Annotated in this window: 19 protein-coding genes and 1 pseudogene; 12 read left to right on the top strand and 8 right to left on the bottom strand. The window is 58.5% G+C overall.

Annotated features, from left to right (window positions below; translation table 11 throughout):
• Positions 1-175: 175 nt before the first annotated feature.
• The 3 genes from ACVHNU_RS10060 to ACVHNU_RS10070 all read right to left on the bottom strand — a co-directional run bounded on the left by ACVHNU_RS10060 (position 176) and on the right by ACVHNU_RS10070 (position 4,125).
• Positions 176-1,477 carry an NAD(P)/FAD-dependent oxidoreductase gene (locus tag ACVHNU_RS10060; protein ID WP_473019606.1) on the bottom strand — a complete coding sequence of 434 codons (1,302 nt, stop codon included), beginning with the start codon at positions 1,475-1,477 and terminating at the stop codon, positions 176-178.
• Positions 1,474-2,562, bottom strand: coding sequence for a polyamine ABC transporter substrate-binding protein (locus ACVHNU_RS10065; RefSeq protein ID WP_003224753.1), 1,089 nt, complete (start codon positions 2,560-2,562; stop codon positions 1,474-1,476). Before ACVHNU_RS10065 ends, ACVHNU_RS10060 begins: the two co-directional genes overlap by 4 nt.
• A gap of 204 nt (positions 2,563-2,766) precedes the next feature.
• Positions 2,767-4,125 carry a glutamine synthetase family protein gene (locus tag ACVHNU_RS10070; RefSeq protein WP_226499371.1) on the bottom strand — a complete coding sequence of 453 codons (1,359 nt, stop codon included), beginning with the start codon at positions 4,123-4,125 and terminating at the stop codon, positions 2,767-2,769.
• Between the two features lie 161 nt (positions 4,126-4,286).
• Here ACVHNU_RS10070 and ACVHNU_RS10075 point away from each other — a divergent pair, with 161 nt between their 5' ends.
• Both ACVHNU_RS10075 and ACVHNU_RS10080 read left to right on the top strand, forming a co-directional pair.
• Entirely contained in the window at positions 4,287-5,195 is a 909-nt protein-coding gene (locus tag ACVHNU_RS10075; RefSeq protein ID WP_473019607.1) for a helix-turn-helix domain-containing protein, read from the top strand.
• Positions 5,196-5,372: 177 nt separating this feature from the next.
• Positions 5,373-5,889 (top strand): annotated as a pseudogene (locus ACVHNU_RS10080) (cupin domain-containing protein).
• A 185-nt stretch (positions 5,890-6,074) separates the two neighbouring features.
• Here the strand turns inward: ACVHNU_RS10080 and ACVHNU_RS10085 are convergent.
• Complete coding sequence (locus ACVHNU_RS10085) at positions 6,075-6,686, bottom strand: dTMP kinase (RefSeq protein WP_473019608.1); 612 nt, start codon at positions 6,684-6,686, stop codon at positions 6,075-6,077.
• Positions 6,687-7,081: 395 nt separating this feature from the next.
• Here ACVHNU_RS10085 and ACVHNU_RS10090 point away from each other — a divergent pair, with 395 nt between their 5' ends.
• Positions 7,082-7,741, top strand: a complete 660-nt coding sequence (locus tag ACVHNU_RS10090) for a carbonic anhydrase (RefSeq protein ID WP_003224876.1) — start codon at positions 7,082-7,084, stop codon at positions 7,739-7,741.
• 32 nt (positions 7,742-7,773) lie between these two features.
• On the opposite strand, the gene ACVHNU_RS10095 is transcribed toward ACVHNU_RS10090, so the two are convergent.
• A complete protein-coding gene (locus ACVHNU_RS10095; RefSeq protein WP_473019609.1) occupies positions 7,774-8,901 on the bottom strand; it encodes a GGDEF domain-containing protein in 1,128 nt (375 codons plus the stop codon).
• Between the two features lie 274 nt (positions 8,902-9,175).
• Between ACVHNU_RS10095 and kdpF the strand changes: the two genes are divergently transcribed.
• The 6 genes from kdpF to ACVHNU_RS10125 are packed head-to-tail and all read left to right on the top strand — an operon-like array spanning position 9,176 to position 17,122.
• Positions 9,176-9,268 carry a K(+)-transporting ATPase subunit F gene (gene kdpF / locus ACVHNU_RS10100; RefSeq protein WP_003224886.1) on the top strand — a complete coding sequence of 31 codons (93 nt, stop codon included), beginning with the start codon at positions 9,176-9,178 and terminating at the stop codon, positions 9,266-9,268.
• Entirely contained in the window at positions 9,265-11,037 is a 1,773-nt protein-coding gene (gene kdpA, locus ACVHNU_RS10105) for a potassium-transporting ATPase subunit KdpA (protein ID WP_473019610.1), read from the top strand. The genes kdpF and kdpA overlap by 4 nt, the downstream gene beginning before the upstream one ends.
• 10 nt (positions 11,038-11,047) lie before the next feature.
• Positions 11,048-13,126, top strand: a complete 2,079-nt coding sequence (gene kdpB, locus ACVHNU_RS10110; protein WP_003224888.1) for a potassium-transporting ATPase subunit KdpB — start codon at positions 11,048-11,050, stop codon at positions 13,124-13,126.
• A gap of 15 nt (positions 13,127-13,141) precedes the next feature.
• Positions 13,142-13,714 (top strand): potassium-transporting ATPase subunit KdpC, encoded by a 573-nt coding sequence (gene kdpC, locus ACVHNU_RS10115; RefSeq protein WP_473019611.1) that lies wholly within the window; start codon positions 13,142-13,144, stop codon positions 13,712-13,714.
• A 22-nt stretch (positions 13,715-13,736) separates the two neighbouring features.
• Complete coding sequence (gene kdpD / locus ACVHNU_RS10120; RefSeq protein WP_473019612.1) at positions 13,737-16,436, top strand: two-component system sensor histidine kinase KdpD; 2,700 nt, start codon at positions 13,737-13,739, stop codon at positions 16,434-16,436.
• Entirely contained in the window at positions 16,433-17,122 is a 690-nt protein-coding gene (locus tag ACVHNU_RS10125) for a response regulator (RefSeq protein WP_103519821.1), read from the top strand. Before kdpD ends, ACVHNU_RS10125 begins: the two co-directional genes overlap by 4 nt.
• Positions 17,123-17,172: 50 nt before the next feature.
• Here ACVHNU_RS10125 and ACVHNU_RS10130 read toward each other — a convergent pair whose 3' ends face one another.
• Both ACVHNU_RS10130 and ACVHNU_RS10135 read right to left on the bottom strand, forming a co-directional pair.
• Positions 17,173-18,318, bottom strand: coding sequence for a serine hydrolase domain-containing protein (locus tag ACVHNU_RS10130; RefSeq protein WP_473019613.1), 1,146 nt, complete (start codon positions 18,316-18,318; stop codon positions 17,173-17,175).
• Positions 18,319-18,371: 53 nt separating this feature from the next.
• Positions 18,372-19,439 (bottom strand): fatty acid desaturase, encoded by a 1,068-nt coding sequence (locus tag ACVHNU_RS10135; RefSeq protein ID WP_473019614.1) that lies wholly within the window; start codon positions 19,437-19,439, stop codon positions 18,372-18,374.
• Positions 19,440-19,757: 318 nt separating this feature from the next.
• Here ACVHNU_RS10135 and ACVHNU_RS10140 point away from each other — a divergent pair, with 318 nt between their 5' ends.
• Positions 19,758-20,399 (top strand): recombinase family protein, encoded by a 642-nt coding sequence (locus tag ACVHNU_RS10140; RefSeq protein ID WP_473019615.1) that lies wholly within the window; start codon positions 19,758-19,760, stop codon positions 20,397-20,399.
• 48 nt (positions 20,400-20,447) lie between these two features.
• On the opposite strand, the gene ACVHNU_RS10145 is transcribed toward ACVHNU_RS10140, so the two are convergent.
• The gene (locus ACVHNU_RS10145; protein ID WP_103483554.1) at positions 20,448-21,032 is read right to left on the bottom strand and encodes a TetR/AcrR family transcriptional regulator; all 585 of its coding nucleotides are present in this window, start codon (positions 21,030-21,032) and stop codon (positions 20,448-20,450) included.
• 196 nt (positions 21,033-21,228) lie between these two features.
• Here ACVHNU_RS10145 and ACVHNU_RS10150 point away from each other — a divergent pair, with 196 nt between their 5' ends.
• Together ACVHNU_RS10150 and ACVHNU_RS10155 are read left to right on the top strand one after the other, a co-directional pair.
• Positions 21,229-21,906, top strand: coding sequence for a type 1 glutamine amidotransferase domain-containing protein (locus ACVHNU_RS10150; protein ID WP_473019616.1), 678 nt, complete (start codon positions 21,229-21,231; stop codon positions 21,904-21,906).
• Positions 21,907-22,002: 96 nt separating this feature from the next.
• The gene (locus tag ACVHNU_RS10155) at positions 22,003-23,127 is read left to right on the top strand and encodes an alkene reductase (protein ID WP_201137689.1); all 1,125 of its coding nucleotides are present in this window, start codon (positions 22,003-22,005) and stop codon (positions 23,125-23,127) included.
• Positions 23,128-23,204: the final 77 nt, after the last annotated feature.

Raw genomic sequence — 23,204 nt, forward strand, 5'->3', positions numbered from 1 at the left:
GATGCTGAGCGTCAGGAACGCAAAAGCACTCCATCAATATAGAAGTGCTTGGCGATAGAGCAAATAGCGAGGAGCTGGTTACGTGTAGGAGCTGCCGCAGGCTGCGATCTTTTGATCTTGATTTTTAAAGATCAAAAGATCGCAGCCTGCGGCAGCTCCTACAGGGGGGATGCGTTCAGCCGACAAGTTCGCGCAGGCGATACCAGAACATCCCCAGTGCCAGCAGCGGCGAACGCAGCGCCGGGCCGCCGGGGAAGGTCATGTGCGGCACGGCGCTGAACACGTCCATGCCCTGACTATGGCCGGCGTGAATCGCTTCGCCCAGCAGCTTGGCGCACCAGTGCGTGACGTTAAGACCGTGACCGGAATAACCCTGAGCGTAGAACACGTTCGGCTGTTGCTTGAGCCGACCGACCTGCGGGAAGCGGTTGGCGGTGATGCCGATCTTGCCGCCCCACTGATAGTCGATGCGCACATCGGCCAGTTGCGGGAAGACCTTGAGCATCTTCGGGCGCATGTAGGCAGCGATGTCCGCCGGATCGCGTCCGGAATAGTGACAGGCGCCGCCAAACAGCAGGCGTCGATCCGCCGAGAGCCGGTAGTAGTCGAGGCCGACTTTCTGGTCGCACAACGCGAGGTTGTGCGGGATCAGTTGCGCGGCGCGAGCCTCGGACAACGGCTCGGTGGCGATGATGTAACTGCCGGCGGGCAACACCTTGCCACTGAGTTGCTGTTCGAGTTCATCCAGATGCGCATTGCAACCGAGCACCAGACTGCCAGCGCGCACGCTGCCAGTGGCGCAGCGCACCTCAACGGTTTCGCCGTGGATGATCCGCAGCACCGGGCTTTGCTCGAAAATGCGCACACCGAGGGACGCCGCCAGACGCGCTTCGCCCTGAACCAGATCCAGTGGATGCAGATGGCCGGAGCCCGTGTCGATCAGCCCCCCCGCGTAGCCGTCGGCGTTGACCACTTGCTGACGGATCTGCTCGGGGCCAACCAGGCGGGTCTGGTGTTGATAGCCGAGTTCGTCGAGGCTGACCTGTTCGTCCTTGAACGCCGCAAACTGCGCCGGGGTGTTGGCCAGTTCGCAGAAGCCCCAGCGCAGGTCGCACTCGATGTCGTTTTCGGTGATGCGCTGGCGCACCAGGTCCACCGAGTCGATCCCGGCACGTTGCAGATAGCGCACGCCGTCGTTGCCCACGTAACGTGCAAAGCCCTCGACCTCATGACCGATGCCGCGAATCAACTGACCGCCGTTGCGTCCGCTGGCCCCCCAGCCGATGCGCCGGGCTTCGATCAACACCACCGACAGCCCGCGTTGCGCCAGCTCAATTGCGGTGTTGACCCCGGTGAACCCGCCGCCGATCACGCAGACATCGGCGGTGAGATCACCGTCAAGCACCGGCCAGGGCGTGCTTGCCCGGGCCGAAGCAGCGTAATAGGAGCGGGCGTGTTCTTTGCTGTACTGATTCATTTGTTCGACTTCACTTTGCTCCAGGAGCGGGTCATCAGACGCATGATCGACTGGGGCGGGGTGGTGGAAATATACAGTTTGTCGAGGACTTCCTGCGGTGGGTAAACCTCTGGATTACTCACCAGTGCCACATCCATGTACTGCTTGGCCGGCGGGTTCGGATTGGCGTAACCGACCGAAGCGCTGACCTTGGCGATCACTTGCGGATCAAGCAGGTAATTGATGAAGGCGTGGGCTTCCTTGGGATTGGCGGCGTCGGCTGGAACGGCCAACAGATCGAACCACAGGTTGGCGCCTTCCTTCGGGATCGCGTAGGCGATGTTCACGCCGTTCTTGGCTTCCTTGGCGCGGTTTGCGGCCTGAAACACGTCGCCGGAGTAACCGAACGCCACGCAGATGTCGCCGTTGGCCAGATCGGACACGTATTTCGAGGAATGGAAATAGGTGATGTACGGACGGATGCTCAGCAGTTTGGCTTCAGCCTTCTTGAAGTCTTCCGGGTTCTCGCTGCGTGGGTCCATGCCCATGTAGTTGAGGATCGCCGGGAACACTTCGTCGGCCGAGTCCATCATCGACACGCCGCACTGCGACAGCTTCTTGATGTTTTCCGGTTCGAACAGCACCGCCCAGGAATCGATGTGATCGATGCCCAGCACTTGCTTGACCTTGTCGACGTTGTAGCCGATGCCGTTGGTGCCCCACAGGTAGGGGACCGAGTGGGCGTTTTGCGGATCGTTCTTCTCAAGCAGCGCGAGCAGTTTCGGGTCGAGGTTTTTCCAGTTCGGCAACTGCTCGCGATCCAGTTTGAGGAACGCGCCGGCCTTCACCTGGCGGGCGAGAAAATGGTTGGACGGCACGACCACGTCGTAGCCGGTGCGGCCGGCAAGCAGTTTGCCTTCCAGGGTTTCGTTGGAGTCGAAAACGTCGTAGATCACCTTGATCCCGGTCTTGGCCTGGAAGTCGGCGAGGGTGGTTTCACCGATGTAGTCGGTCCAGTTGTAGACGGAGACCTGGGGCTGAGCCAGGGCTGCGGTGCTGCACAACAGCGCCAGTGCGGCGGGAACCATGGATTTCAATAGACGCATATCGACACCTCTTGGAATTATTGGAGTTTTCGGGTGGTTCTGGATTTTCAGATGGATCATTGTTCCCCTGCTCTTTGTGGGAGGGGGCTTGCTCCCGAAGAGGCCGGTACCTCCAACATTACAGCTGGCTGATACACCGCTTTCGGGAGCAACCCCCCCTCCCACAAAAAGCCATGCCATGGAGGAAGGGGATTTGTGCTGGAGTCAGACGCTCAGCAGCAGAAACTCGCGCTCCCACGAACTGATCACGCGCTTGAAGTTTTCATGCTCGGCGCGTTTCACCGCGACGTAGCCGCGCACGAACTTGCTGCCCAGGTACTCGGCAACGGTTGTGCACTCTTCCATTTGTGTCAGCGCGTCTTCGATGGTGATCGGCAGGCGCAGGTTGCGGCGTTCGTAGGCGCGGCCTTCGACGGCGGCGCTCGGTTCGATGCCTTCGACCATGCCGATGTAGCCACACAGCAGGCTCGCGGCGATCGCCAGATACGGGTTGGCGTCGGCGCCCGGCAGACGGTTTTCCACGCGCATGGATTCTGGGCCGGAGGTCGGCACACGCAGGCCGACAGTGCGGTTCTCTTCGCCCCACTCGACGTTGACCGGTGCCGAGGTGTCCGGCAGGAAGCGGCGGAACGAGTTCACGTTGGGCGCAAACATCGGCAGCACTTTCGGGATGTACTTCTGCAACCCGCCGATGTGATGGCGGAACAGCTCGCTCATCTTGCCGTCGGCATCGGCGAAGATCGGCTTGCCGGTCTCGATGTCGACCACGCTCTGATGCAGGTGCATCGCGCTGCCAGGCTCGTCGCCAATCGGCTTGGCCATGAACGTTGCGGTGACGTTATGTTTGAGCGCCGCTTCGCGCAGGGTGCGTTTGAACACGGTGATCTGGTCGGCCAGATCCAGCGCATCGCCATGACGGAAGTTGATTTCCATCTGTGCCGGGCCGTCTTCGTGGATCAGCGTGTCCAGATCCAGGCCTTGCAACTCGCACCAGTCGTAGACGTCTTCGAACAGCGGATCGAATTCGTTGGCAGCATCGATGGAGAACGACTGCCGACCGCTTTCGGCACGGCCCGAACGGCCCAGTGGCGCCTTGAGCGGCAGGTCCGGGTCCTCGCAGCGCTGGGTGAGGTAGAACTCCATTTCCGGCGCAACGATCGGCTTCCAGCCCTTGTCGGTGTACAGCTGCAGAACCTTTTTCAGCACGTTGCGCGGCGACAGTTCGATCGGGTTGCCGAACTTGTCGAAGGTGTCGTGGATGACGATGGCGGTCGGCTCGATCGCCCATGGAATCACATACACGGCGTCGCTCACCGGTTTGCAGACCATGTCAATGTCGGCCGGGTCGAGCAGGTCGTAGTAGATGTCGTCGTCGACAAAATCCCCGGTTACCGTTTGCAGCAGCACACTTTCCGGCAGGCGCATGCCTCGTTCATGCAGGAACTTGTTGGTCGGTGCGATCTTGCCGCGGGCGATGCCGGTCAGGTCGCTGACCACACATTCAACTTCGGTAATCTTGTGATCTTTCAGCCAAGTGAACAGCTGATCGAAAGGGGCATTCATAAAGACCTCGTTATTGGTTTTATAGACGCCGGGGAGGGCGGGTTTCATCTTCCGCCCCTTCCCCTGTGGCGCGTTGACGACTATCTTGGGCGAGCCTTGCAGTTCCATCTATCCACTTTAAGCAGCACCAAAGCGCACCAAAAGAGTGCGCAAGGTCTCCCATGACAACGTGTAATCCGCTACAGGTTCAGGCTTTCAATACCGCTGATGTCACCGAACAGATCCGCGCCACGCCGGGTTGGGTCCAGCATTACCAGCAGATGTCGCCAGGGCATTTCGCCGGGCAGATTCGCTATCTGGATCTGCAGGGTGTGCAGGTTTACGAAGAGCAGATGAACACCCGTGTCGAGCAGACGTTTAGCGCGCCATCGGGTGCCTTGGCGTTCTGTTTCGATCGCAGCGATAACGCGCTGTATCTGCTCAACGAAGACAGCCGCAACATCTGGATAACCCCGGAGAACTACCAGGAAATCGCTGTGGTGTTCGGCCCGGAATTCGTCCGTCAGCACGGTCTGGACGTGGCGAGGCTCGAGGGATTGTTCATGGCACCGCTTAACTGCGGACAGAACGCCTTGTTCAGTCGCTGGTTAAGCTCGACGCTCACGAAGTTATCGCAAACCCTTGATCAGCCAAGTAAAGAGGCCCTGACTCAGCAATTACTGGAAGACTGCCTGTTCATCCTCGACAACGCTCGCGTGCACCTGGATCGTGGCGGTTTGCAGCGCCTTAGCGAGGAGCGGACGATCATGAAGCGAGTAGGGGAGTGGGCCGCCGATTCACCGGAAGAAACGGTCAATCTGCTGGAACTGGCGCAGGTCGCGGGCGTTTCGCTGCGTCAGTTGCAGCATGCGTTCAAAGACTTCACCGGCATGACGCCAAGCCATTGGTTGCGCCTGCGCCGGTTGAACAGCGCACATCGCGAATTACTCAAGCGTGCGCCCACAGACACCACGGTTGCCGAAGTGGCGATGCACTGGTCGTTCTGGCATCTGGGGCGGTTTTCCAGCAGTTATCGGGCACTGTTCAAAGAGCTGCCGAGCGAGACGCTGAAGCGTAAGAACAGCGCCTGAAGATGTTAGTTAAATAGCGGATTTGGCAACGGTAGATTTCTGAAATGCCTTCTTGAATAAATAGGCGCTAAAAAGAAGGTTAATTCCTTCGAAATCCGCCGATCTACTGTTAACTCCACTAAATAGCCGTTTAGTAGAGCTATCGTCGCATCTGTCCTTAAATCAATGGAGTGGGCCATGAATCGAGGGAAAACAAGCGTCGAGAATGTGATTGCGGCGCTGGATCTGCAGCCTCATGTCGAAGGCGGCTATTTTCGCAGGACTTTTCAAGCAGATCAGCGCGCCATGCTGCAAACCGCCGGTGGTCCACGTTACCTGATGACCTCGATCTATTACCTGCTGACTGAAGATTCGCCAGTGGGCCAATTTCATTTCAACCAATCGGACATCCTGCATTTCTATCATCTGGGCGATCCTGTCGAGTACAGCATGATCCTCAGTGACGGCGAGTTACGAACGCTGGTGATGGGTAGCGACGTTCTGGCAGGCCAGCATTTGCAAATGCACGTGCCTGGTGGAATCTGGAAAGCTTCGCGATTGCTTGAGGGTGAGCACGGATTTGGATTAATCAGCGAAGCCGTGTCGCCGGGATTTGATTTTGCGGACATGGAGATGGCTGATCGACGGAAACTGATTGCGCGATTTCCACAGCATCAGCACGCTGATTGAAAAGCTGACGCGGGATGCTGATTGAGGGTCGCCAGTTTCCGGCAAGGCCGTGGTTGTGAAAAGTAAGGTTTCAGGAAAAAGACGCTGGATTGAAATCTGGCGTGCAACCGGGTTAATCCTGAAACATCTTGTTACGTGTAATGTATATTATGTTAAATCATTTATTACCTTATGCGCCTCCTGCACCAACGCCCGTCTCCGCTCCAACAATCACCCAAGCACCCTATGGATCTCAGAAACAATCTGCATCGTAGCGTGTTCGATTGGTCCCTCATTACGGCACAGAACCCAACCGTGCTCCTTAACCGCTTGCTCGAACATCTCCGTACATGCCACATGCTCTGCGTGCTTCTGGATCACAGTGCCGCCCAATCCTCGCGCGCGTGTCGCAGCCCTTGTCCATGAAATATCCGGATCGGTGACAACGCCGACATGCAGGTCCGGCACTCGCACGTCTCGATCCAGGTTCAACTGGAGAATCTCGGCAAACGGGATGGTTTGGCGAAACGCTGCATCAGACGGATACCAGCGATCAATCAGGATGATGCTGTCCAGCGGCTGCTCCGTCAGCACGTTTCGGGAAATCCAGCGTCGACTATCAGCCAGGCGCTGGCACACAGCCCATTCCAGATCCTGGGAAGGATTTCTGGCAAGCGTGTTAATCAGGGCCATGGTTTCACCCCTGAAAGGATCGCTTTTTCTCTCGCAAAGCCGGATGATTTTCTTGTTGCTGGCCCTCAGTTCCTTCGTAACGGCCTCCAACAGCGTGGTTTTGCCGGTGCCCTTGGGCCCATCCAGAGAAACAAACAGCGGACGATTCATAGTTCACATAACGATGGATTCGCAGTTTTCTGCCTCTGTACAGTCGCTTGAACCGCTTGGTGCAAGTGCGTGAAAACAGACAAAAACAGACATGGACTACCACTGTAACCGCATTTTGGGCATTCCAATGGCTGAATTCCCATTTCCAATGACATGACCCCGCCTGTCCCGACCACCCTCTTCTGCTTACCTGTGCGAGTTTTGGCTTAGCTTTTAGGTGATCAGGTATCAGCTCCTCGCGGCTTCGGCTTCGGCGTCAACACCATTTGGCTTGTAGTACATCGTTGTTCGAGTACTGCCAACACGTGCGACGTCTGCGATAATGCCGACCACAGCGGCGCGAAGGCATATCGAGTGCTCGTGCCCACATCCGCTACTCGTGTTTGGAGGACTTCATGCGTGACATTATTGACGGCTTTCTGCGCTTTCAGCGCGAGGTTTATCCGCAACGCGTCGAGCTGTTCAAGCAGCTCGCGACTGCACAAAATCCGAAGGCGTTGTTCGTAACCTGCTCGGACAGTCGTGTTGTGCCGGAACTCCTTACGCAGCGTGAACCCGGTGAACTGTTCGTGATTCGCAACGCCGGCAACATTGTGCCGTCTTACGGCCCTGAACCGGGCGGTGTGTCGGCTACCGTCGAATATGCGGTCGCCGTGCTTGGCGTACAGGACATTGTGATCTGCGGCCATTCGGACTGCGGGGCGATGGGCGCGATTTCACGCTGCACGTGCCTGGATCACCTTCCGGCAGTTGCTAATTGGTTACGTCACGCGGACGCCGCAAAAGCGATTAACGCGGCGCACGAGTTCGACACGCCCCGCGCAAAGCTCGACGGCCTCGTGCGCGAAAACGTGATCGCGCAACTGGCGAACCTGCGCACACATCCATCCGTGGCCCTCGCGCTCGAGCAAGGGCGCATGAATCTGCACGGCTGGGTTTACGACATCGAGGCGGGATGCATCGATGCACTTGATGGCGCGACACGACAATTCGTTCCACTTGCTGATTCGCCGACCACCGTTGCGATTGCAGCGCGTAACGGCAGACAGATGTGATAGTGGGCGTCTCCCAAGGTCGCAACAGCCCATCAATCCGCGACAGCAACTTGATTTCGTCCATACGACTTGGCTTTGTACAGCGCTCTGTCTGCATTGTTCATCAAGCTAGAAAGGCTTTCTTCGTTAAAGTCCGATGACGCTACGCCAAGGCTGGCGGTTATGCGATCAGCTGGCTCAGCCTTGAGTCTGGAGATGGCCTGGATCAGTTCCTGGGCAATGCTCATGGCGACGTCCAGTGTGGTGTCAGGAAGCAAAATAGCGAACTCCTCGCCTCCCAGTCGGCCATGAACATCGGTTTCACGGATAGATGCAGTGATCACCGCCCCCACCTGACGCAGCACCTGATCCCCAACCTGGTGACCGTAAGAGTCGTTGATGTGCTTGAAGTGATCCATATCGAGCATGACTGCGCACAGCACGGAACCCTTGCTTTTGCATTCACGGTAAAGCTGATCAGCATCATCGAAAAACGCACGGCGATTCTTCAGGCCGGTCAGCTCATCGGTTCTGGCGGCTCTGACAGAAAGCCGGTTTTCCCGCTCCAACTCTCGGGTCAAGCGAAATGCAGTTTCCAGCGCATCGGACATCTTGCGTGTGGCGCTGGCTACAAACGATGCGAACACAAAAACCGCGAGCGCCATGCCGACCTGCAACGTTGACGGTTGAAACAGCAGCCATATGGAGCACGGCAACAAAACCAGTCCGATGGAGACCATCGTCATGTTCCTGTAAGCCGAGTAACACGACACCGCACTGACAGACATGCCGACAGTGAAGAGCATGACCATCGCCTGAGCCAACAGGTCGTCGACCGGTATGACCGCGAGTGCGCCCGCGCCCCATATCCCTGCAGACAACATAAGCGTGCACCAGTATCTGCGTTCCCAACGCTGTGGCGTGCGTTCACTGACGTGGCTATGAAAATAGCCGATGAACATTGAGATACGCAGCAACGTCGACAGCGTTAATACCGCTATCCAACCGATAACCACACCGTGATCAAACCGCTCCCAACACAGCCAGCAAAGGAGGATTGCCGCCATATAACTGCCGAAAACGGCAGCGCCGGATTGCCGAAATAACTGCTGCAAGCGATCGGTTCGAACCTGTTCGGCTATTTCCGAGCCCTGATCACTTCTTAGCTCAAGATCATCCATTGAGTCCGCCTGAACATGATGAATCGACAGGACAAATTGTGGCACCTCGCCGCCAGCGCAAACAATCGAGAACGAGCAAGGCGAATAACGCTTTTTATAAGATCTTTATACCCCTGCCTCCAATCCTTTTAACAACTTTCCGGGCTCACGCTTAGGCTTTCCTCAACACGGGAGGAAACACCATGGACTTCGTCTATTTGATACTCGGTGCAGTGTTTTTCATCAGCTTGATCGGGCTGGCACGCGGTTGCGCGGCGCTCAACAGGAGGCGGTCATGACAGGGTTCTATGTGTTTGGCGGCATCATCGCCGCCGGTTTGCTGGTGTATCTGGTTGCCGCGCTTCTGCTCCCGGAGGACTTCCTATGACCACTCAAGCCTGGACTCTGCTCGGAGTCTTTCTGCTGGTACTGGCGGTTCTGGCCTGGCCACTCGGGCGCTGGTTGACCGCAGTGATGGAGGGCCGGTTTCGCCTCGGCTCACGCATCGAGTCGCCGCTGTATCGACTGGCCGGCGTCAGTGCTGAAGCACAAATGAGCTGGCTGCAATACGCCCTCGCGCTGATCGTCTTCAACGCGCTGGGCATGCTCGCGGTTTATGCGCTGCAACGACTGCAGGGTGTGCTGCCGTTCAATCCCCAGGGATTTGGCGCGGTGACGCCCGACTCTTCGTTCAACACCGCCGCCAGTTTCGTCACCAACACCGACTGGCAAGGCTATAGCGGCGAGGCGACGCTGAGTTACCTGACTCAGATGCTCGGCTTGACCGTGCAGAATTTCCTGTCGGCGGCCACCGGCATCGTGGTGGCGGTTGCGCTGATTCGCGGATTCGCCCGCCACAGCGCCGCCAGCATCGGCAACGCCTGGGTCGACTTGACCCGTGTCACCTTGTGGGTGTTGCTGCCGCTGTCTCTGATTTTCGCGCTGTTCTTCGTCAGCCAGGGCGCGATCCAGAATCTTCAACCTTACAAACAAGTCACGACGATGGAGGTCATGCAATACCAGGCGCCGGTGCTCAATGATGCCGGGCAGCCAAGCCTCGACGCCAAAGGCAATCCTCTGACCACAGCGGCCAGCACCGACAAGCAGACCATCGCGATGGGCCCTGTCGCTTCGCAGGAAGCCATCAAGATGCTCGGCACCAACGGCGGCGGGTTCTTCAATGCCAACTCGGCCCACCCTTTCGAGAACCCGACAGCCCTGAGCAACTTCTTTCAGATGCTCGCCATCTTCCTGATCCCGACGGCGCTGTGCTTTGTCTTCGGCCACATCGTCGGTGACATCCGGCAAGGCTGGGCGTTGCTTGCGACGATGACGATCATCTTCGTGATCGCGGTGGTGGCGGTCACGCATTACGAGCAACTGGGCAACCCACAATTCTCGGGCCTGGGAATCGATACGGCGGCGGGCAACATGGAAGGCAAGGAACTGCGCTTCGGCATCAGCGCCTCGAGCCTGTTCACCGCGATCACCACCGCAGCTTCCTGTGGCGCCGTGGTCACCATGCACGACTCGTTGACGCCACTGGGCGGCGCAGTGCCGCTGATCCTGATGCAACTGGGTGAGGTGGTGTTTGGCGGCACCGGATCGGGCCTCTACGGCATGCTGGTGTTCGCCATTCTCGCGGTGTTCATCGCCGGGCTGATGATTGGCCGCACACCCGAGTACCTGGGCAAAAAGATCGAAGCCTACGAAATGAAGATGGTCGCCATCGCGATCCTCGCAACGCCGTTGCTGGTGTTGTTCGGCACCGCGATCGCGGTCATGGCCGAGGCCGGGCAACTCGGCGTTGCCAACCCCGGCGCCCATGGCTTCTCGGAAATCCTCTACGCCTTCACTTCGGCGGCCAACAACAACGGCAGTGCCTTCGCCGGCCTGTCGGCCAACACCCCGTTCTACAACGTGATGCTGGCGATCGCCGTCTGGTTCGGGCGCTTTGGGGTGATCGTACCGGTACTGGCGGTGGCTGGCAGCCTGGCGGCGAAGAAACGTCTGGCCGTGACCGGCGGCACCATGCCCACGCATGGACTGCTGTTCGTGGTGCTGCTGACCGGCACGGTGCTGCTGGTCGGTTTGTTGAACTACGTGCCGGCCCTGGCGTTGGGGCCAGTCGTCGAACACTTCATGATGATCAAGTGAGACCACGGCCATGACTCGCAAATCGTTCTCCTTGTTCGACCCGACACTGCTGGCCCCGGCCATGGTCGAGTCCCTGCGTAAACTCAGTCCGAAAATCCAGTGGCGCAACCCGGTGATGTTCGTCGTCTACATCGGCGCGATTATCACTACTGCCCTGTGGGTTCAGGCTCTGCGCGGCCACGGTGAGGCCGGTAGCGGTTTCATCCTCGCCATCGCCCTGTGGCTGTGGTTCACCGTATTGTTCGCCAACTTCGCCGAAGCCCTGGCCGAAGGCCGCAGCAAGGCGCAAGCGGCGTCCCTGCGCAACCTGAAAAAGGAAACCTGGGCGAAGAAACTGCGCGAACCGCGCTACGGTTCGGAATGGCAATTGGCGCAATCGAGTGATCTGCGCAAAGGCGATATGGTGCTGGTGGAAGCCGGCGATCTGGCCGACTCGATGATCCCCGCCGACGGTGAGGTGATCGAAGGCGCAGCCTCGGTGGATGAGTCAGCCATTACGGGTGAGTCGGCCCCGGTGATCCGCGAATGTGGCGGCGACTTCTCCGCCGTCACCGGCGGCACACGGGTGCTCTCGGACTGGATCGTCGTACGCGTGACCGCCGACCCCGGCGAAACTTTTGTTGATCGCATGATCGCCATGGTCGAAAACGCCAAGCGGCAAAAGACCCCCAATGAAATCGCCCTGTCGATCCTGCTGGTGGCGCTGACCATCGTGTTCCTCGGCGTGACGGTAACGCTGCTGCCCTTCTCGCTGTACAGCGTTGCGGTGGCGAAGTCCGGCGTGCCGGTGTCGATAACGGTGCTGATCTCGCTGCTGGTCTGCCTGATTCCCACCACCATTGCCGGACTGCTGTCGGCCGTGGGCGTCGCGGGCATGAGTCGCATGATGGAGGCCAACGTGATTGCCACCTCCGGGCGCGCCGTGGAAGCCGCCGGTGACGTCGATGTGTTGATGCTCGACAAAACCGGCACCATCACCCTGGGCAACCGCCATGCCTCGGCGTTCCTGCCGGCGCCGGGCGTCAAGGAAGCGGATCTGGTCGACGTCGCCCAGTTGGCTTCGCTGGCCGATGAAACCCCCGAAGGACGCAGCATCGTGGTGCTGGCCAAACAGCGCTTCAACCTGCGTGAGCGGGACATCGCCGCCCTCGACGCGCACTTCGTACACTTTTCTGCACAGACCCGCATGAGCGGCGTCGACCTCGGCGAGCGGCAACTGCGCAAAGGCGCCGGCGAAGCAGTCCTGCGCCATGTGCAGAGTCTGGGCGGACACTTTCCCGAAGCGGTGCAAGCGATCGTTGAAGAAGTGTCCCGTCGCGGCAGCACACCCTTGGTGGTGGCCGACGGCGCGAAAGTGATGGGCGTGATCGAGCTCAAGGACATCGTCAAGGGCGGCATCAAGGAGCGCTTTGTCGAACTGCGGCGCATGGGCATCAAGACCGTGATGGTCACCGGCGACAACCGCGTTACCGCAGCAGCCATTGCCGCCGAAGCCGGGGTCGATGACTTTCTTGCCGAAGCCACGCCCGAGCAGAAACTCGAACTGATCCGCCGCTATCAGGCTGAAGGCCGGTTGGTGGCCATGACCGGCGACGGCACCAACGACGCGCCGGCACTGGCGCAGGCCGACGTTGCCGTGGCGATGAACTCCGGAACACAAGCGGCGAAGGAAGCCGGGAACATGGTCGATCTGGACAGTAACCCGACCAAGTTGATCGAGGTGGTGGAAACCGGCAAGCAGATGCTGATGACCCGGGGTTCGCTGACGACCTTCTCGATTGCCAACGACATCGCCAAGTATTTCGCTATCGTCCCCGCCGCGTTTGTCACCACCTACCCGCAGCTCGCCGCGCTGAACATCATGGGGCTGACCAGCCCGAATTCGGCGGTGCTGTCGGCGGTGATCTTCAACGCGCTGATCATCATTTTCCTGATTCCGCTGGCCCTCAAAGGCGTGAAGTACCGCCCGGTCGGTGCGGCCCTGCTGTTGCGCCGCAACCTGCTGATCTATGGGCTGGGCGGCGTGATCGTGCCCTTCATCGGCATCAAGATCATCGACATGGCACTGGCCGCCGTCGGCCTGGTTTAAGCGAGGATTACTGTCATGACATCTCTACTGCGTCCAGCGTTGACCTTGTTGATTGCGCTGTCACTGATCACCGGCCTGGCTTATCCGCTGCTGACCACGGGCATCGCGCAACTGGTTTTTCCAGCGCAAGCCTCTGGCAGCCTGATCGTAAAAGACGGTAAACCCGTGGGTTCGCTGTTGATCGGTCAAGGCTTCAGTGACCCGAAATACTTCTGGAGCAGACCGTCTGCCACCAGCCCCATGCCGTATAACGCACAGGCCTCGAGCGGCTCCAATCTGGGCCCGTTGAACCCGGCATTGATGGACGCGGTGAAAGGCCGGATCGACGCCCTGCACGCCGCCGATCCGGGCAACTCGGCGACGATCCCCGCCGACCTGGTCTACAGTTCCGCCAGTGGGCTGGATCCGCACATCAGCATTGCCGCCGCAAAGTATCAGGCGAACCGGATTGCACGGGTGCGCAACCTGCCCATTGCACGGGTTGATCAGTTGATCGCTGAACAGTCGGAAACCCCGCTCCTTGGATTTCTCGGCGAACCACGGGTCAATGTCCTCGCCCTGAACCTGGCACTCGACGCCGCTCATTGAACGCTGACACACGGTGAGCCTGATGGCCGACCAACGCCCTGACCCCGACCTGCTGCTGGCGCGGATCCGCGAAGAAGCCGCGCAAGCCGAACGTGGCCGCTTGAAGATCTTCTTCGGTGCCAGCGCCGGGGTGGGCAAGACTTACGCCATGCTCGCTGCTGCGCATGCGGTCAAACTGCAGGACAGCACGGTGCTGATTGGCGTGATCGAAACCCACGGTCGCGCCGACACTGAGGCACTGACTGAAGGGCTTGATCGGCTGCCGCTCAAACAGGTTGTCGACAAGCAGCGTACCGTCACCGAGTTCGACCTGGATGCTGCACTTGAACGTCATCCCCGGCTGATCCTGATTGACGAACTGGCTCACTCCAACGTGGTCGGTTCCCGTCATCCAAAACGCTGGCAGGACGTTGAGGAGTTGCTGAGCGCCGGGATCGATGTCTGGTCAACCATGAACGTCCAGCACCTGGAAAGCCTCAACGACATCGTTGGCGGCATCACTGGCATTCGTGTCTGGGAGACCGTGCCCGACCATGTCTTCGACAACGCCGACGAAGTGGTCATCGTCGACTTGCCGCCCGATGATCTGTTGCAGCGCTTGAAAGAAGGCAAGGTGTACCTGCCGCAACAGGCCGAGCGCGCGGTGCAGAACTTTTTTCGCAAAGGCAACCTGATTGCCCTGCGTGAACTGGCGCTGCGTCGCACGGCCGACCGCGTCGACAGCGACATGCTGCAGTACCGCCAAAGCAGTTCGGTGAAACCGGTCTGGGGCACGCGCGACTCATTGCTCGCTTGCGTGAGCCCGTATGAACAGGCCGAGAAAATCGTTCGTTCGACAGCCCGTCTGGCGGATCAGCTGAATGTGCCGTGGCACGCCGTGACCGTCGAAACGCCTGCCTTGCAGCGCCTGCCCGAGACCAAGCGGCGGCGGATGCTGGCAACGCTGAAGCTGGCACAGGAGATGGGCGCGCAGATCGCCACGCTGGCCGGTCAGGACATCGCCGAAACACTGGTCAAATATGCCCGGCAGTACAACCTCTCGAAAGTCGTGGTGGGCCGCGACGAACATCCTCAGCGGCGACTCTGGCGCAAAGCGCTGGCCGAGCGCATCGGTGAGCTGGGCGCTGACTTTGATGTGATTCAAATCTCGCTTCCGGCCAACCGACACGCGCCAACCGAGACTCGCACCCAGACCGGCAGCGGCCCTGTCGTCTGGCGCGACTATGCCTGGAGCGTGCTGATCTGCGCGGCGACGACTGTGATTGCGTTGCCCATGCTGCATGTGTTCGAGCAAGCCAATATCGTCATGGTCTTCCTGCTCGCGGTGGTCGCGGTGGCGGTTCGCCTGGGACGCGGCCCGGCGATTCTGGCGGCGTTTGTCTCGGTGGCTTCGTTCGACTTTTTCTTTGTCGCGCCGCGCTTTTCGTTCGCCTTCGCTGACGCTCAATATCTGGTGACCTTCAGCGTCATGCTCGTCGTAGCCCTGGTCATCGGCCAGATGACTGCGGGCCTGACGTATCAGGCGCGGGTTGCGCAGCGACGCGAAGACCGGATGCGTGCGCTGTATGACATGTCACGCTTGTTGTCTGCGGCACTGATGACCGAACAAGTTGCCGAGATCGGCGCGCGATTTCTCTCCGCCGAATTCGGCGCCCGCTCGGCACTGCTGGTCGCCGATGACCACGACAAGCTGGCGGCACCGCTGATCACCGGGGAGGCGCCACTGGTGGACGTTGCGATCGCCCAGTGGTCATTCGACAAATCCGAACCGGCCGGGTACGGCACCGATACCCTGCCCTCCAGCCCGACCCTGTACCTGCCGCTCTCGGCGCCCATGCGCGTACGCGGGGTGCTGGCGGTGCAACCGCGTGACACTACGCGATTGGTGGTACCGGAGCAGCGACGACTGCTCGACACCTGCGCCTCCCTGCTGGCGATTTCGCTGGAGCGCATTCACTACATTCACGTCGCCCAGGACACCACGGTACAAATGGAGTCCGAACGGCTGCGCAATTCGTTGCTGTCAGCCATCTCTCACGATCTGCGAACCCCGCTTTCGGTGATGGTCGGGTTGGCCGAAGCGCTCAAGCTGACTCATCCGCCCCTGCCCGCCGAAGCGGCCGAGATCGCCAGCGCCGTGGGCGAATCGGCGCTGCGCATGAACACGCTGGTCAACAACCTGTTGGACATGGCCCGCCTCGAGTCTGGCAAGGTCCAGTTGAATCGCCAGTGGCAGCTGATTGAAGACGTGGTCGGTAGCGCACTGCGAGCCATTGCGCCGACGCTCGGCGAACGGTCGGTGCACGTCGCACTGGACGACGATCTGCCCCCCGTATTCATCGACGCGGTGCTGATCGAGCGCATCCTGATCAACCTGATCGAAAACGCCATCAAATACACGCCAGCCAACACCCCCATTGATCTGGGGGCCAGGGCCACGTCAGACCACTTCGAGCTTTGGGTTGCCGACCAGGGGCCGGGCTTGCCCTACGGCCACGAAGAGGACATTTTCAATAAATTCATGCGCGGCAAAAAGGAAAGTGCGATCCCCGGTGTCGGTTTGGGCCTGGCCATCTGCAGGGCCGTTGCGCACGCCCATGGCGGGACGATCGAAGGCGTGACGCGGCCTGAAGGCGGAGCCTGTTTTACCTTGCGCCTGCCCCTTGAAACGCCGCCGGATATCGAAACCCTTGCGCAACGCAGTGACGAGGAGCAGCCATGAGCGAATCATTGCCCCGTGTTCTGATCATTGAAGACGAGAAGGAAATACGCCGATTCGTGCGTATGGCCCTGCAAGCCGAAGGTCTGGAAGTGCATGAGGCCGACACCTTTCACCGAGGTCTCGTCGACGCGGGAACGCGCCGCCCCGATCTGATCGTGCTCGACCTTGGCTTGCCCGACGGTGACGGTATCGATCTGATTCGCGATGTGCGCAACTGGTCGCCGGTGCCCATCATCGTGCTGTCGGCGCGCGGAGCGGAGTCCGACAAGATCCTGGCCCTGGACACCGGTGCCGACGATTATCTGGTCAAGCCGTTTGGCACCGGAGAGCTTCTGGCCCGCGTCCGGGCGTTGCTGCGCAGACAAGCCAAGGATGCCGAAAACAACTCGGTGTTCAGCTTCGGCGAAGTGCGCATCGATGTTGAACGACGTGTCGTCGAGCGCAACGGCGCGCCATTGCATCTGACCCCGCTGGAATACCGCTTGCTGGTGCATCTGTGCTCGCACCCTGATCGGGTCCTGACCCACCTGCAATTACTGAAGGCGGTATGGGGCCCCTCGCATACCACCGACACCCCTTACTTGCGTGTATTCATGGGCGGTTTGCGCAAAAAAGTCGAGGTGGATCCGTCCCAGCCACGGCATCTGGTGACGGAAACAGGGGTGGGTTATCGCTTTATTCCTTGAGATGGGCCAGTTGCTGTTCAGCGGTCATTGTGGGGCGTCTGCTTTCTCGCTCAGAGCGCCGCATAGACGAGGGATGACAACCGGCCAGGGCGCGGATCAATCATCGAATGACTGCCCGACGTCGTGGTGACAAAACCGAAGCTCACTTGCGTTTTGGGATCGGCGAAACTGATCGGGCCGCCAAGGCCGATATGACCAAAGGTGCCCGGGCCCATTGCGTGGGAAGCCGCGGGGTCGCGTTGCTGCTCCAGCATGCAGCCCAATCCGTAACGCATTGGGCGCATCCATACCCGATCCATGCCATGACTGTGCTCTCGAGTGAACTCACTGAGCAGTTCGCGACCGATAAAGTTTCCCGCCAGTAATGCACTATAAAAACCGGCCAGGCCGTGAGCCGTCCCATGTGCGCATACAGCCGGTTGCCGATAGGCCCACCAGCGCGGGTCACTGGTTCGTCTAGGTACCATTCCGGGGTTGGTGAAGGCGAATGTCGCGATGTGCGATGGCTCGTTTTTCAGCACTGTGCGCAACGCTTGCGAGTAAGAGTCCCCGACTCGCCCCGTGGCACTGTCGAATCGCGCGATACGGTGAAAGTGTTTTTCGTCCACGCCAAGGTGAACGTCAAGGTCATGGGGATCCAGAATCTCCTCGTGGATAAAGACGCATGGATCTCGTCCGTCCACCCGACGAATCAACTCACCGAGAATCCAGCCGAAGGTGGTGGTGCCGTACCCCAGGTCTGTTCCCGGTTCCCACCAAAGCGGCTCGGCCGCCAAGACCTGCACCATATGCTCCCAGTCATACATCCTGGCGTTATGGTCGGGTGCTCGCAGCGCCGGCAGGCCTGCGGTGTGGTTCATTACCTGACGCAAGGTGACCTTTGCTTTCCCGCTTTGGGCGAACTCAGGCCAGTAACGGGCCACGGGCGCATCCAGCTCCAGCTTGCCCTCCTCGACCAACATCAGAACCGCCACGGCGACATAGGGTTTTATGACGCAAAAGGTATTGGCGAGCGTATCGCGGGCCCAAGGCTTCGTGCCCTCCAGATCCGCCATGCCGGCCCAGAGGTCGACAACCATTTCTCCGCCTACCTGCACGCAGAGTCCGGCCCCACGCTCCTGCGGATCATCAAACATGTCCTCGAAAGCTTGCTTGACCGCTTCGAACGGCTTCGCACACATCCCTTGCGCTCTCATATCAGGAATCCTCGTCTTGAAATGCTTCAAACAAATGATGTTTGTGAAGGAACTCAACCACGCGACCGGGTTTGAGAGTGCTCCATGGAAAAACGATTCGCCCGTTTGTAAGTGCCAAAGTCATTGAATCTGACCCCCGCCTCTGCCATGACCTTATGCGCATAAGGTGCCGTCATCTGACGCAGATAGAACGGGTCTCGCACAACGAAATGGTGAATGCTGTGAGTGCTGCCGAAGTTGAAGCAGAACATCTGAAACGGCCACAACCACCAAGGGTTCATTACCTGTGTTTGCTGTAACGCATTGCGCGGAGCAACGTCACCATAATAGTGCATATTTGAACTAATAAAGAACAGGCAGAACTGTCGTATCATATTTGGCGCAATAAGGATGACCACTGCACTATTGACGACATCCATTAATTCCAGCGTCGCGGCAGAACTGTAAACTTGCGCCCCCATGATTGACCCAAGTCCGATATACAGATGGTAGCCGAGGAATACATACCAGCATCCCCAATACAACAGACCGAACGGTGTATTGAGTCGAATAATCTTGCCTAACAATCTTACCTTTTGCCGCCATCCCGGCGCTAAAACCGCATTTAGAAAACCAAACAAAAATCCATCGATCAGTTTCAATAACCGCAGTATTCCCCACGGGTTGCCACTGGTGGTGATCCACGCCTCGACATCCGAAGCAGTTCCAGACTCCTTATGGTGATGAAAATGCAGATCGCGTCTTAACCAGGGGCTGGGCATTCCCGGCCGGGCCAGCCAGCACAAAAACATCATGGCATTATGAGCCAGCGGTTGTTTTCTGAAATAAAGCCGATGGATCAAATCATGTTCGATTTCATGAATGAACGAAGTCAGCAGCGCATTGATTAAAATACACGTCCATCCTGGGATGAAACCCTTCAGGTAAAGGCCTCCCGTAACGGCCATCCCCACCAGGGAAAACGCCATGACACTCGCCCCCAGAGCATTCTGATACTGCAGGAGCGGATAGCGCTTGCGCAGGTAATTTCCGTATTCGGTAATTCGCCGGGTTACTTCATCAATTTTTTCCTGATCGGTATTCAGGCGATCAATTTCGATGGCTTTCTTCAAGACATTCATCAATTCATCCTCTGCTTGCGTCGGGGTATTGCCAGCCTCGTCAAGCCGGACAAATCAGTGGTTTGAACGCTAAAAACCAGGCATTCAAGTTAGGTGCGCGAGTTCACGCACTTCATTCAAGAGATGCGAAGCCGACTGTTTTCAAAAAAATTGCTAGAATCATTCCAAGCTTCAAAATAATAAGGTAAGTTCAGGTCTTTGCAACTGTGTATTTTGGGCGGGTTCAGCGTTACAGTTATTTGTGTAAGGAATTAATAATTTAGTTACAGCTTGTACAAGTTCAGAAGGACTGCGTACAAGTATTGCCAAGGAGGCACCATGAGACTGCACCGCATCAGATATTTCCGGCTTTCTCTAGCAAATTCCAAGGACACGTTAGAGAAACTAACGAGCCAAGATGTATTTGACGCAGCGTTTTGCGATAACGCAGCAGACAATGGCGTGAATCGCGCAGGCCTTGAAAGGCTGATTCGCTACATACAATGCGGGGACACTGTGGTAGTGGACAGCATGGCATCGCTCACTACCAGTACCGAGCAACTGTGCACCATCATTCGCCGGTTGATTGAAAAGCAGGTAACGCTGGAGTTTCTTCAAGAAAACCTGATTTTCCGGCACGACTGCCTTGAAGTTGTGGAACCCATCATTACGGTAATGGAGCGGCTCGCAGAGTTTGAGCGCAATGCGACGAGGGAAAAGCAGGCAGCAGGAATTGCCACCGCAAAGATTCGCGGATCCTACAGAGGTCGCAAGAAAAAACTGTCTGACAATCAGGTTGTCAGCTTAATTCACCGAGCCCGCGCCGGAGAAAGTAAATCCAAATTGGCGCGTGACTTTGATATCAGCCGGCAGACGCTTTATCGGTACTTGAATTCCATTCACAACTGTTCGGACGGTCGTCAGCGTATTGCAACTGAGGACAGAGATCATGGCGAAGCCGACCACTCGGCCTGCTCGTAACGATGCAGGCGTGCGCGTGGCTAAAATCGCTACAAGCCTTTGTTGTCCTCAGTTTTGCAGAAGCCGTTTCGTCATCACCATCGACGTCTGCAACGATTGCCCCGTGCGCTGCAGCTTGTTCAACAAACTGGCGCCCAACCAGAGTTGATAAAGGGTTTCTGCCAGTTGGCGAGCGTCGGTATCCGGCAGACTTTTATCCAGTTGCCCTTCTTCGAGGCACGTCGTGATGCGCGCAACGATGCGCTCGGCACCATCTCGCAGCGTGAGTCGCATTGACTCGGACAGGTCGGCGACCTCTGCGCTCAACTTCACTACCAGGCACTCATCGCCATGGCCTTCCAGGGTGCAACGGTTCTGCCAGCCCTGCCAGTAATCCATCAGCCGCTCGTAAGCGCTTAGCCCAGGCAGGGTCAGGCGTCGTTCCATGTCTGCGAGGTAGCCGACAAAGTAATCCTCGAGCAGCGCCTGCCCGTAGAGCTCTTTGGATTTGAAATAGTGATAGAACGAGCCCTTGGGCACACCGGCGGTCTGCAGGATCTCGCTCAGGCCAACGCTGGTGAAGCCCTTTTCGGCCATCATGCGGTGGCCGGTGTCGAGCAGGTGTTGGCGGGTATCGTCGTAGGTCGGTTTCATGGGGCGCAAAATACCAAACATTAGACCAGTCGTATATTTCTGATGAGCAGGAGTTTGCCACAGTGATGGCGCGGAAACACGGCCGCAAAAATTTACTAGACGACCGGTCTAATATAAATCTATTCTGTGCCCGTCACTCCTTCCGAGGTGTCGCAGACGAACCCGTCGAGGACACCAGACCAACACAGGGCGCTCTATGAAAATCTTGATGGTTCTGACTTCCCACGATCAACTTGGCAACACCGGCAAGAAAACCGGCTTCTGGCTCGAAGAGTTCGCAGCTCCCTACTACGCCTTCAAGGATGCCGGTGCGCAGATCACCCTGGTATCGCCGGCCGGCGGCCAGCCACCGCTCGATCCGAAAAGTGATGAGCCCGATGCACAGACCGCTGAAACCGACCGCTTCCGCAAGGACCCTGCTGCCCAACAGGCGCTGGCCAATACCGGGCGCCTGGCGGATGTCAGCGCTGACGATTTCGATGCCGTGTTTTATCCCGGTGGCCATGGCCCGCTGTGGGATCTGGCCGAAGACCAACACTCGATCGCCTTGATCGAAGCCTTCGACCGCAGCAACAAACCTCACGGTTTTGTCTGCCATGCACCGGGCGTTCTGCGTCACGTCGTTGCTGCCGACGGCAAACCGTTGATTCAAGGCCGGGACGTCACCGGTTTCACCAATGCTGAAGAAGCCGCTGTGGGCCTGACGGATGTCGTGCCGTTCCTGATCGAGGACGAATTTCAGCGTCTCGGTGGGCGTTACTCCAAAGTGGCTGACTGGCAGGTTCACGTGGTGACCGATGGTCAACTGGTGACGGGTCAAAACCCTGCCAGCTCGGCAGTCGTCGCTGAAAAACTGCTGAAACTGTTGGCCTGAGCCCTCCAGCGCCCCCGACACCGTGCGCGTGACGCACGGTGTTTTTTTTACCGCTTTAATAGTCGACTGGTCTAATAAGATCAAAACAGGAATTGCATGAAAAACAGCCCTTACTTCACCCCCGTCACCCTGGGCCTGCACACCTTGAAAAACCGCATTGTCCTGCCTCCCCTCACCCGCCAGCGCAGCACACAACCGGGCAATGTCGCCAACGCGTTGATGGCCGAGTATTACCAGCAACGTGCCGGCGCCGGTCTGCTGGTCACCGAAGGTACGCAGATCGAGCCTCGCGGTCAGGGCTACGCCTGGACGCCTGGCATTCATACCCCTGAACAAATTGCCGGATGGCGCAAAGTTACCGAAGCGGTTCATGCAAAGGACGGCGTGATATTCGCGCAGCTTTGGCACGTCGGACGTGTGTCCCACACCGCGTTGCAGCCCGATGGCGCGGCACCCGTTTCAGCTTCTGCCATCGCCACCGAGCGTGTCAGTGTGTTCATCGAAACCGCGCCGGGTGCTGGCGAGCTGGTTACACCCTCCGCGCCGCGAGCGCTGAGCACCGATGAAGTCCAGGAACTGGTTCAGCTTTATATTCAGGCGGCGCGCAATGCGATGGACGCCGGCTTCGACGGGATCGAACTGCACTGTGCCAACGGCTATCTGGTGAACCAGTTCATTTCTGCCCACAGCAATGTGCGCACCGATCAGTACGGTGGCTCGCTGCACAATCGCCTGCGGTTTCTGCGCGAAGTGGTATCGGGTGTCGCCGAGTGCATCGGCAAGGAGAAAGTCGGCGTGCGGTTCGCGCCATTGTTCACCACCACCGACGAGGCGCGAACCTATCTGGGCATGGTGGAAGAAGACCCGCACACCACTTATATCGAAGCGATCAAGGTGCTTGAGGATGTGGGCATTGCCTACCTGTCAATCGCTGAAGCGGACTGGGACGACGCGCCGGTGATGCCGCAGACCTTCCGCCGTGCAGTGCGCGACACCTTCAGTGGCGCGATCATCTATGCCGGGCGCTATAACGCTGAGTCCGGCGCACAATTGCTTGAGTCGGGACTGGCCGATCTGGTGGCTTTCGGTCGTCCGTTCATGGCCAACCCGGACCTGCCGGCGCGCATCGCCAATGACTGGCCGCTCAATCCGTTGAATCCCGCCACGGTCTACGGCGGCAACGCCGAAGGCTATGTGGATTACCCGACCTACAGCGAATAATTCAGCCAATTCGCACCGCGCTCCCATTTCCCCGGGAGCGCATCCTCTCCTCCCCGCTACACCCGCAACCTCACGCG

Source organism: Pseudomonas sp. Ors-4-3C (genome assembly GCF_055755035.1).

What these genes read in the sequence shown, in the direction of transcription:
- ACVHNU_RS10060 (WP_473019606.1), bottom strand. Translation starts at nt 1,477, where the DNA reads ATGAATCAGTACAGCAAAGAACACGCCCGCTCCTATTACGCTGCTTCG.
- ACVHNU_RS10065 (WP_003224753.1), bottom strand. Translation starts at nt 2,562, where the DNA reads ATGCGTCTATTGAAATCCATGGTTCCCGCCGCACTGGCGCTGTTGTGC.
- ACVHNU_RS10070 (WP_226499371.1), bottom strand. Translation starts at nt 4,125, where the DNA reads ATGAATGCCCCTTTCGATCAGCTGTTCACTTGGCTGAAAGATCACAAG.
- ACVHNU_RS10075 (WP_473019607.1), top strand. Translation starts at nt 4,287, where the DNA reads ATGACAACGTGTAATCCGCTACAGGTTCAGGCTTTCAATACCGCTGAT.
- ACVHNU_RS10085 (WP_473019608.1), bottom strand. Translation starts at nt 6,686, where the DNA reads ATGAATCGTCCGCTGTTTGTTTCTCTGGATGGGCCCAAGGGCACCGGC.
- ACVHNU_RS10090 (WP_003224876.1), top strand. Translation starts at nt 7,082, where the DNA reads ATGCGTGACATTATTGACGGCTTTCTGCGCTTTCAGCGCGAGGTTTAT.
- ACVHNU_RS10095 (WP_473019609.1), bottom strand. Translation starts at nt 8,901, where the DNA reads ATGGATGATCTTGAGCTAAGAAGTGATCAGGGCTCGGAAATAGCCGAA.
- kdpF (WP_003224886.1), top strand. Translation starts at nt 9,176, where the DNA reads ATGACAGGGTTCTATGTGTTTGGCGGCATCATCGCCGCCGGTTTGCTG.
- kdpA (WP_473019610.1), top strand. Translation starts at nt 9,265, where the DNA reads ATGACCACTCAAGCCTGGACTCTGCTCGGAGTCTTTCTGCTGGTACTG.
- kdpB (WP_003224888.1), top strand. Translation starts at nt 11,048, where the DNA reads ATGACTCGCAAATCGTTCTCCTTGTTCGACCCGACACTGCTGGCCCCG.
- kdpC (WP_473019611.1), top strand. Translation starts at nt 13,142, where the DNA reads ATGACATCTCTACTGCGTCCAGCGTTGACCTTGTTGATTGCGCTGTCA.
- kdpD (WP_473019612.1), top strand. Translation starts at nt 13,737, where the DNA reads ATGGCCGACCAACGCCCTGACCCCGACCTGCTGCTGGCGCGGATCCGC.
- ACVHNU_RS10125 (WP_103519821.1), top strand. Translation starts at nt 16,433, where the DNA reads ATGAGCGAATCATTGCCCCGTGTTCTGATCATTGAAGACGAGAAGGAA.
- ACVHNU_RS10130 (WP_473019613.1), bottom strand. Translation starts at nt 18,318, where the DNA reads ATGAGAGCGCAAGGGATGTGTGCGAAGCCGTTCGAAGCGGTCAAGCAA.
- ACVHNU_RS10135 (WP_473019614.1), bottom strand. Translation starts at nt 19,439, where the DNA reads ATGAATGTCTTGAAGAAAGCCATCGAAATTGATCGCCTGAATACCGAT.
- ACVHNU_RS10140 (WP_473019615.1), top strand. Translation starts at nt 19,758, where the DNA reads ATGAGACTGCACCGCATCAGATATTTCCGGCTTTCTCTAGCAAATTCC.
- ACVHNU_RS10145 (WP_103483554.1), bottom strand. Translation starts at nt 21,032, where the DNA reads ATGAAACCGACCTACGACGATACCCGCCAACACCTGCTCGACACCGGC.
- ACVHNU_RS10150 (WP_473019616.1), top strand. Translation starts at nt 21,229, where the DNA reads ATGAAAATCTTGATGGTTCTGACTTCCCACGATCAACTTGGCAACACC.
- ACVHNU_RS10155 (WP_201137689.1), top strand. Translation starts at nt 22,003, where the DNA reads ATGAAAAACAGCCCTTACTTCACCCCCGTCACCCTGGGCCTGCACACC.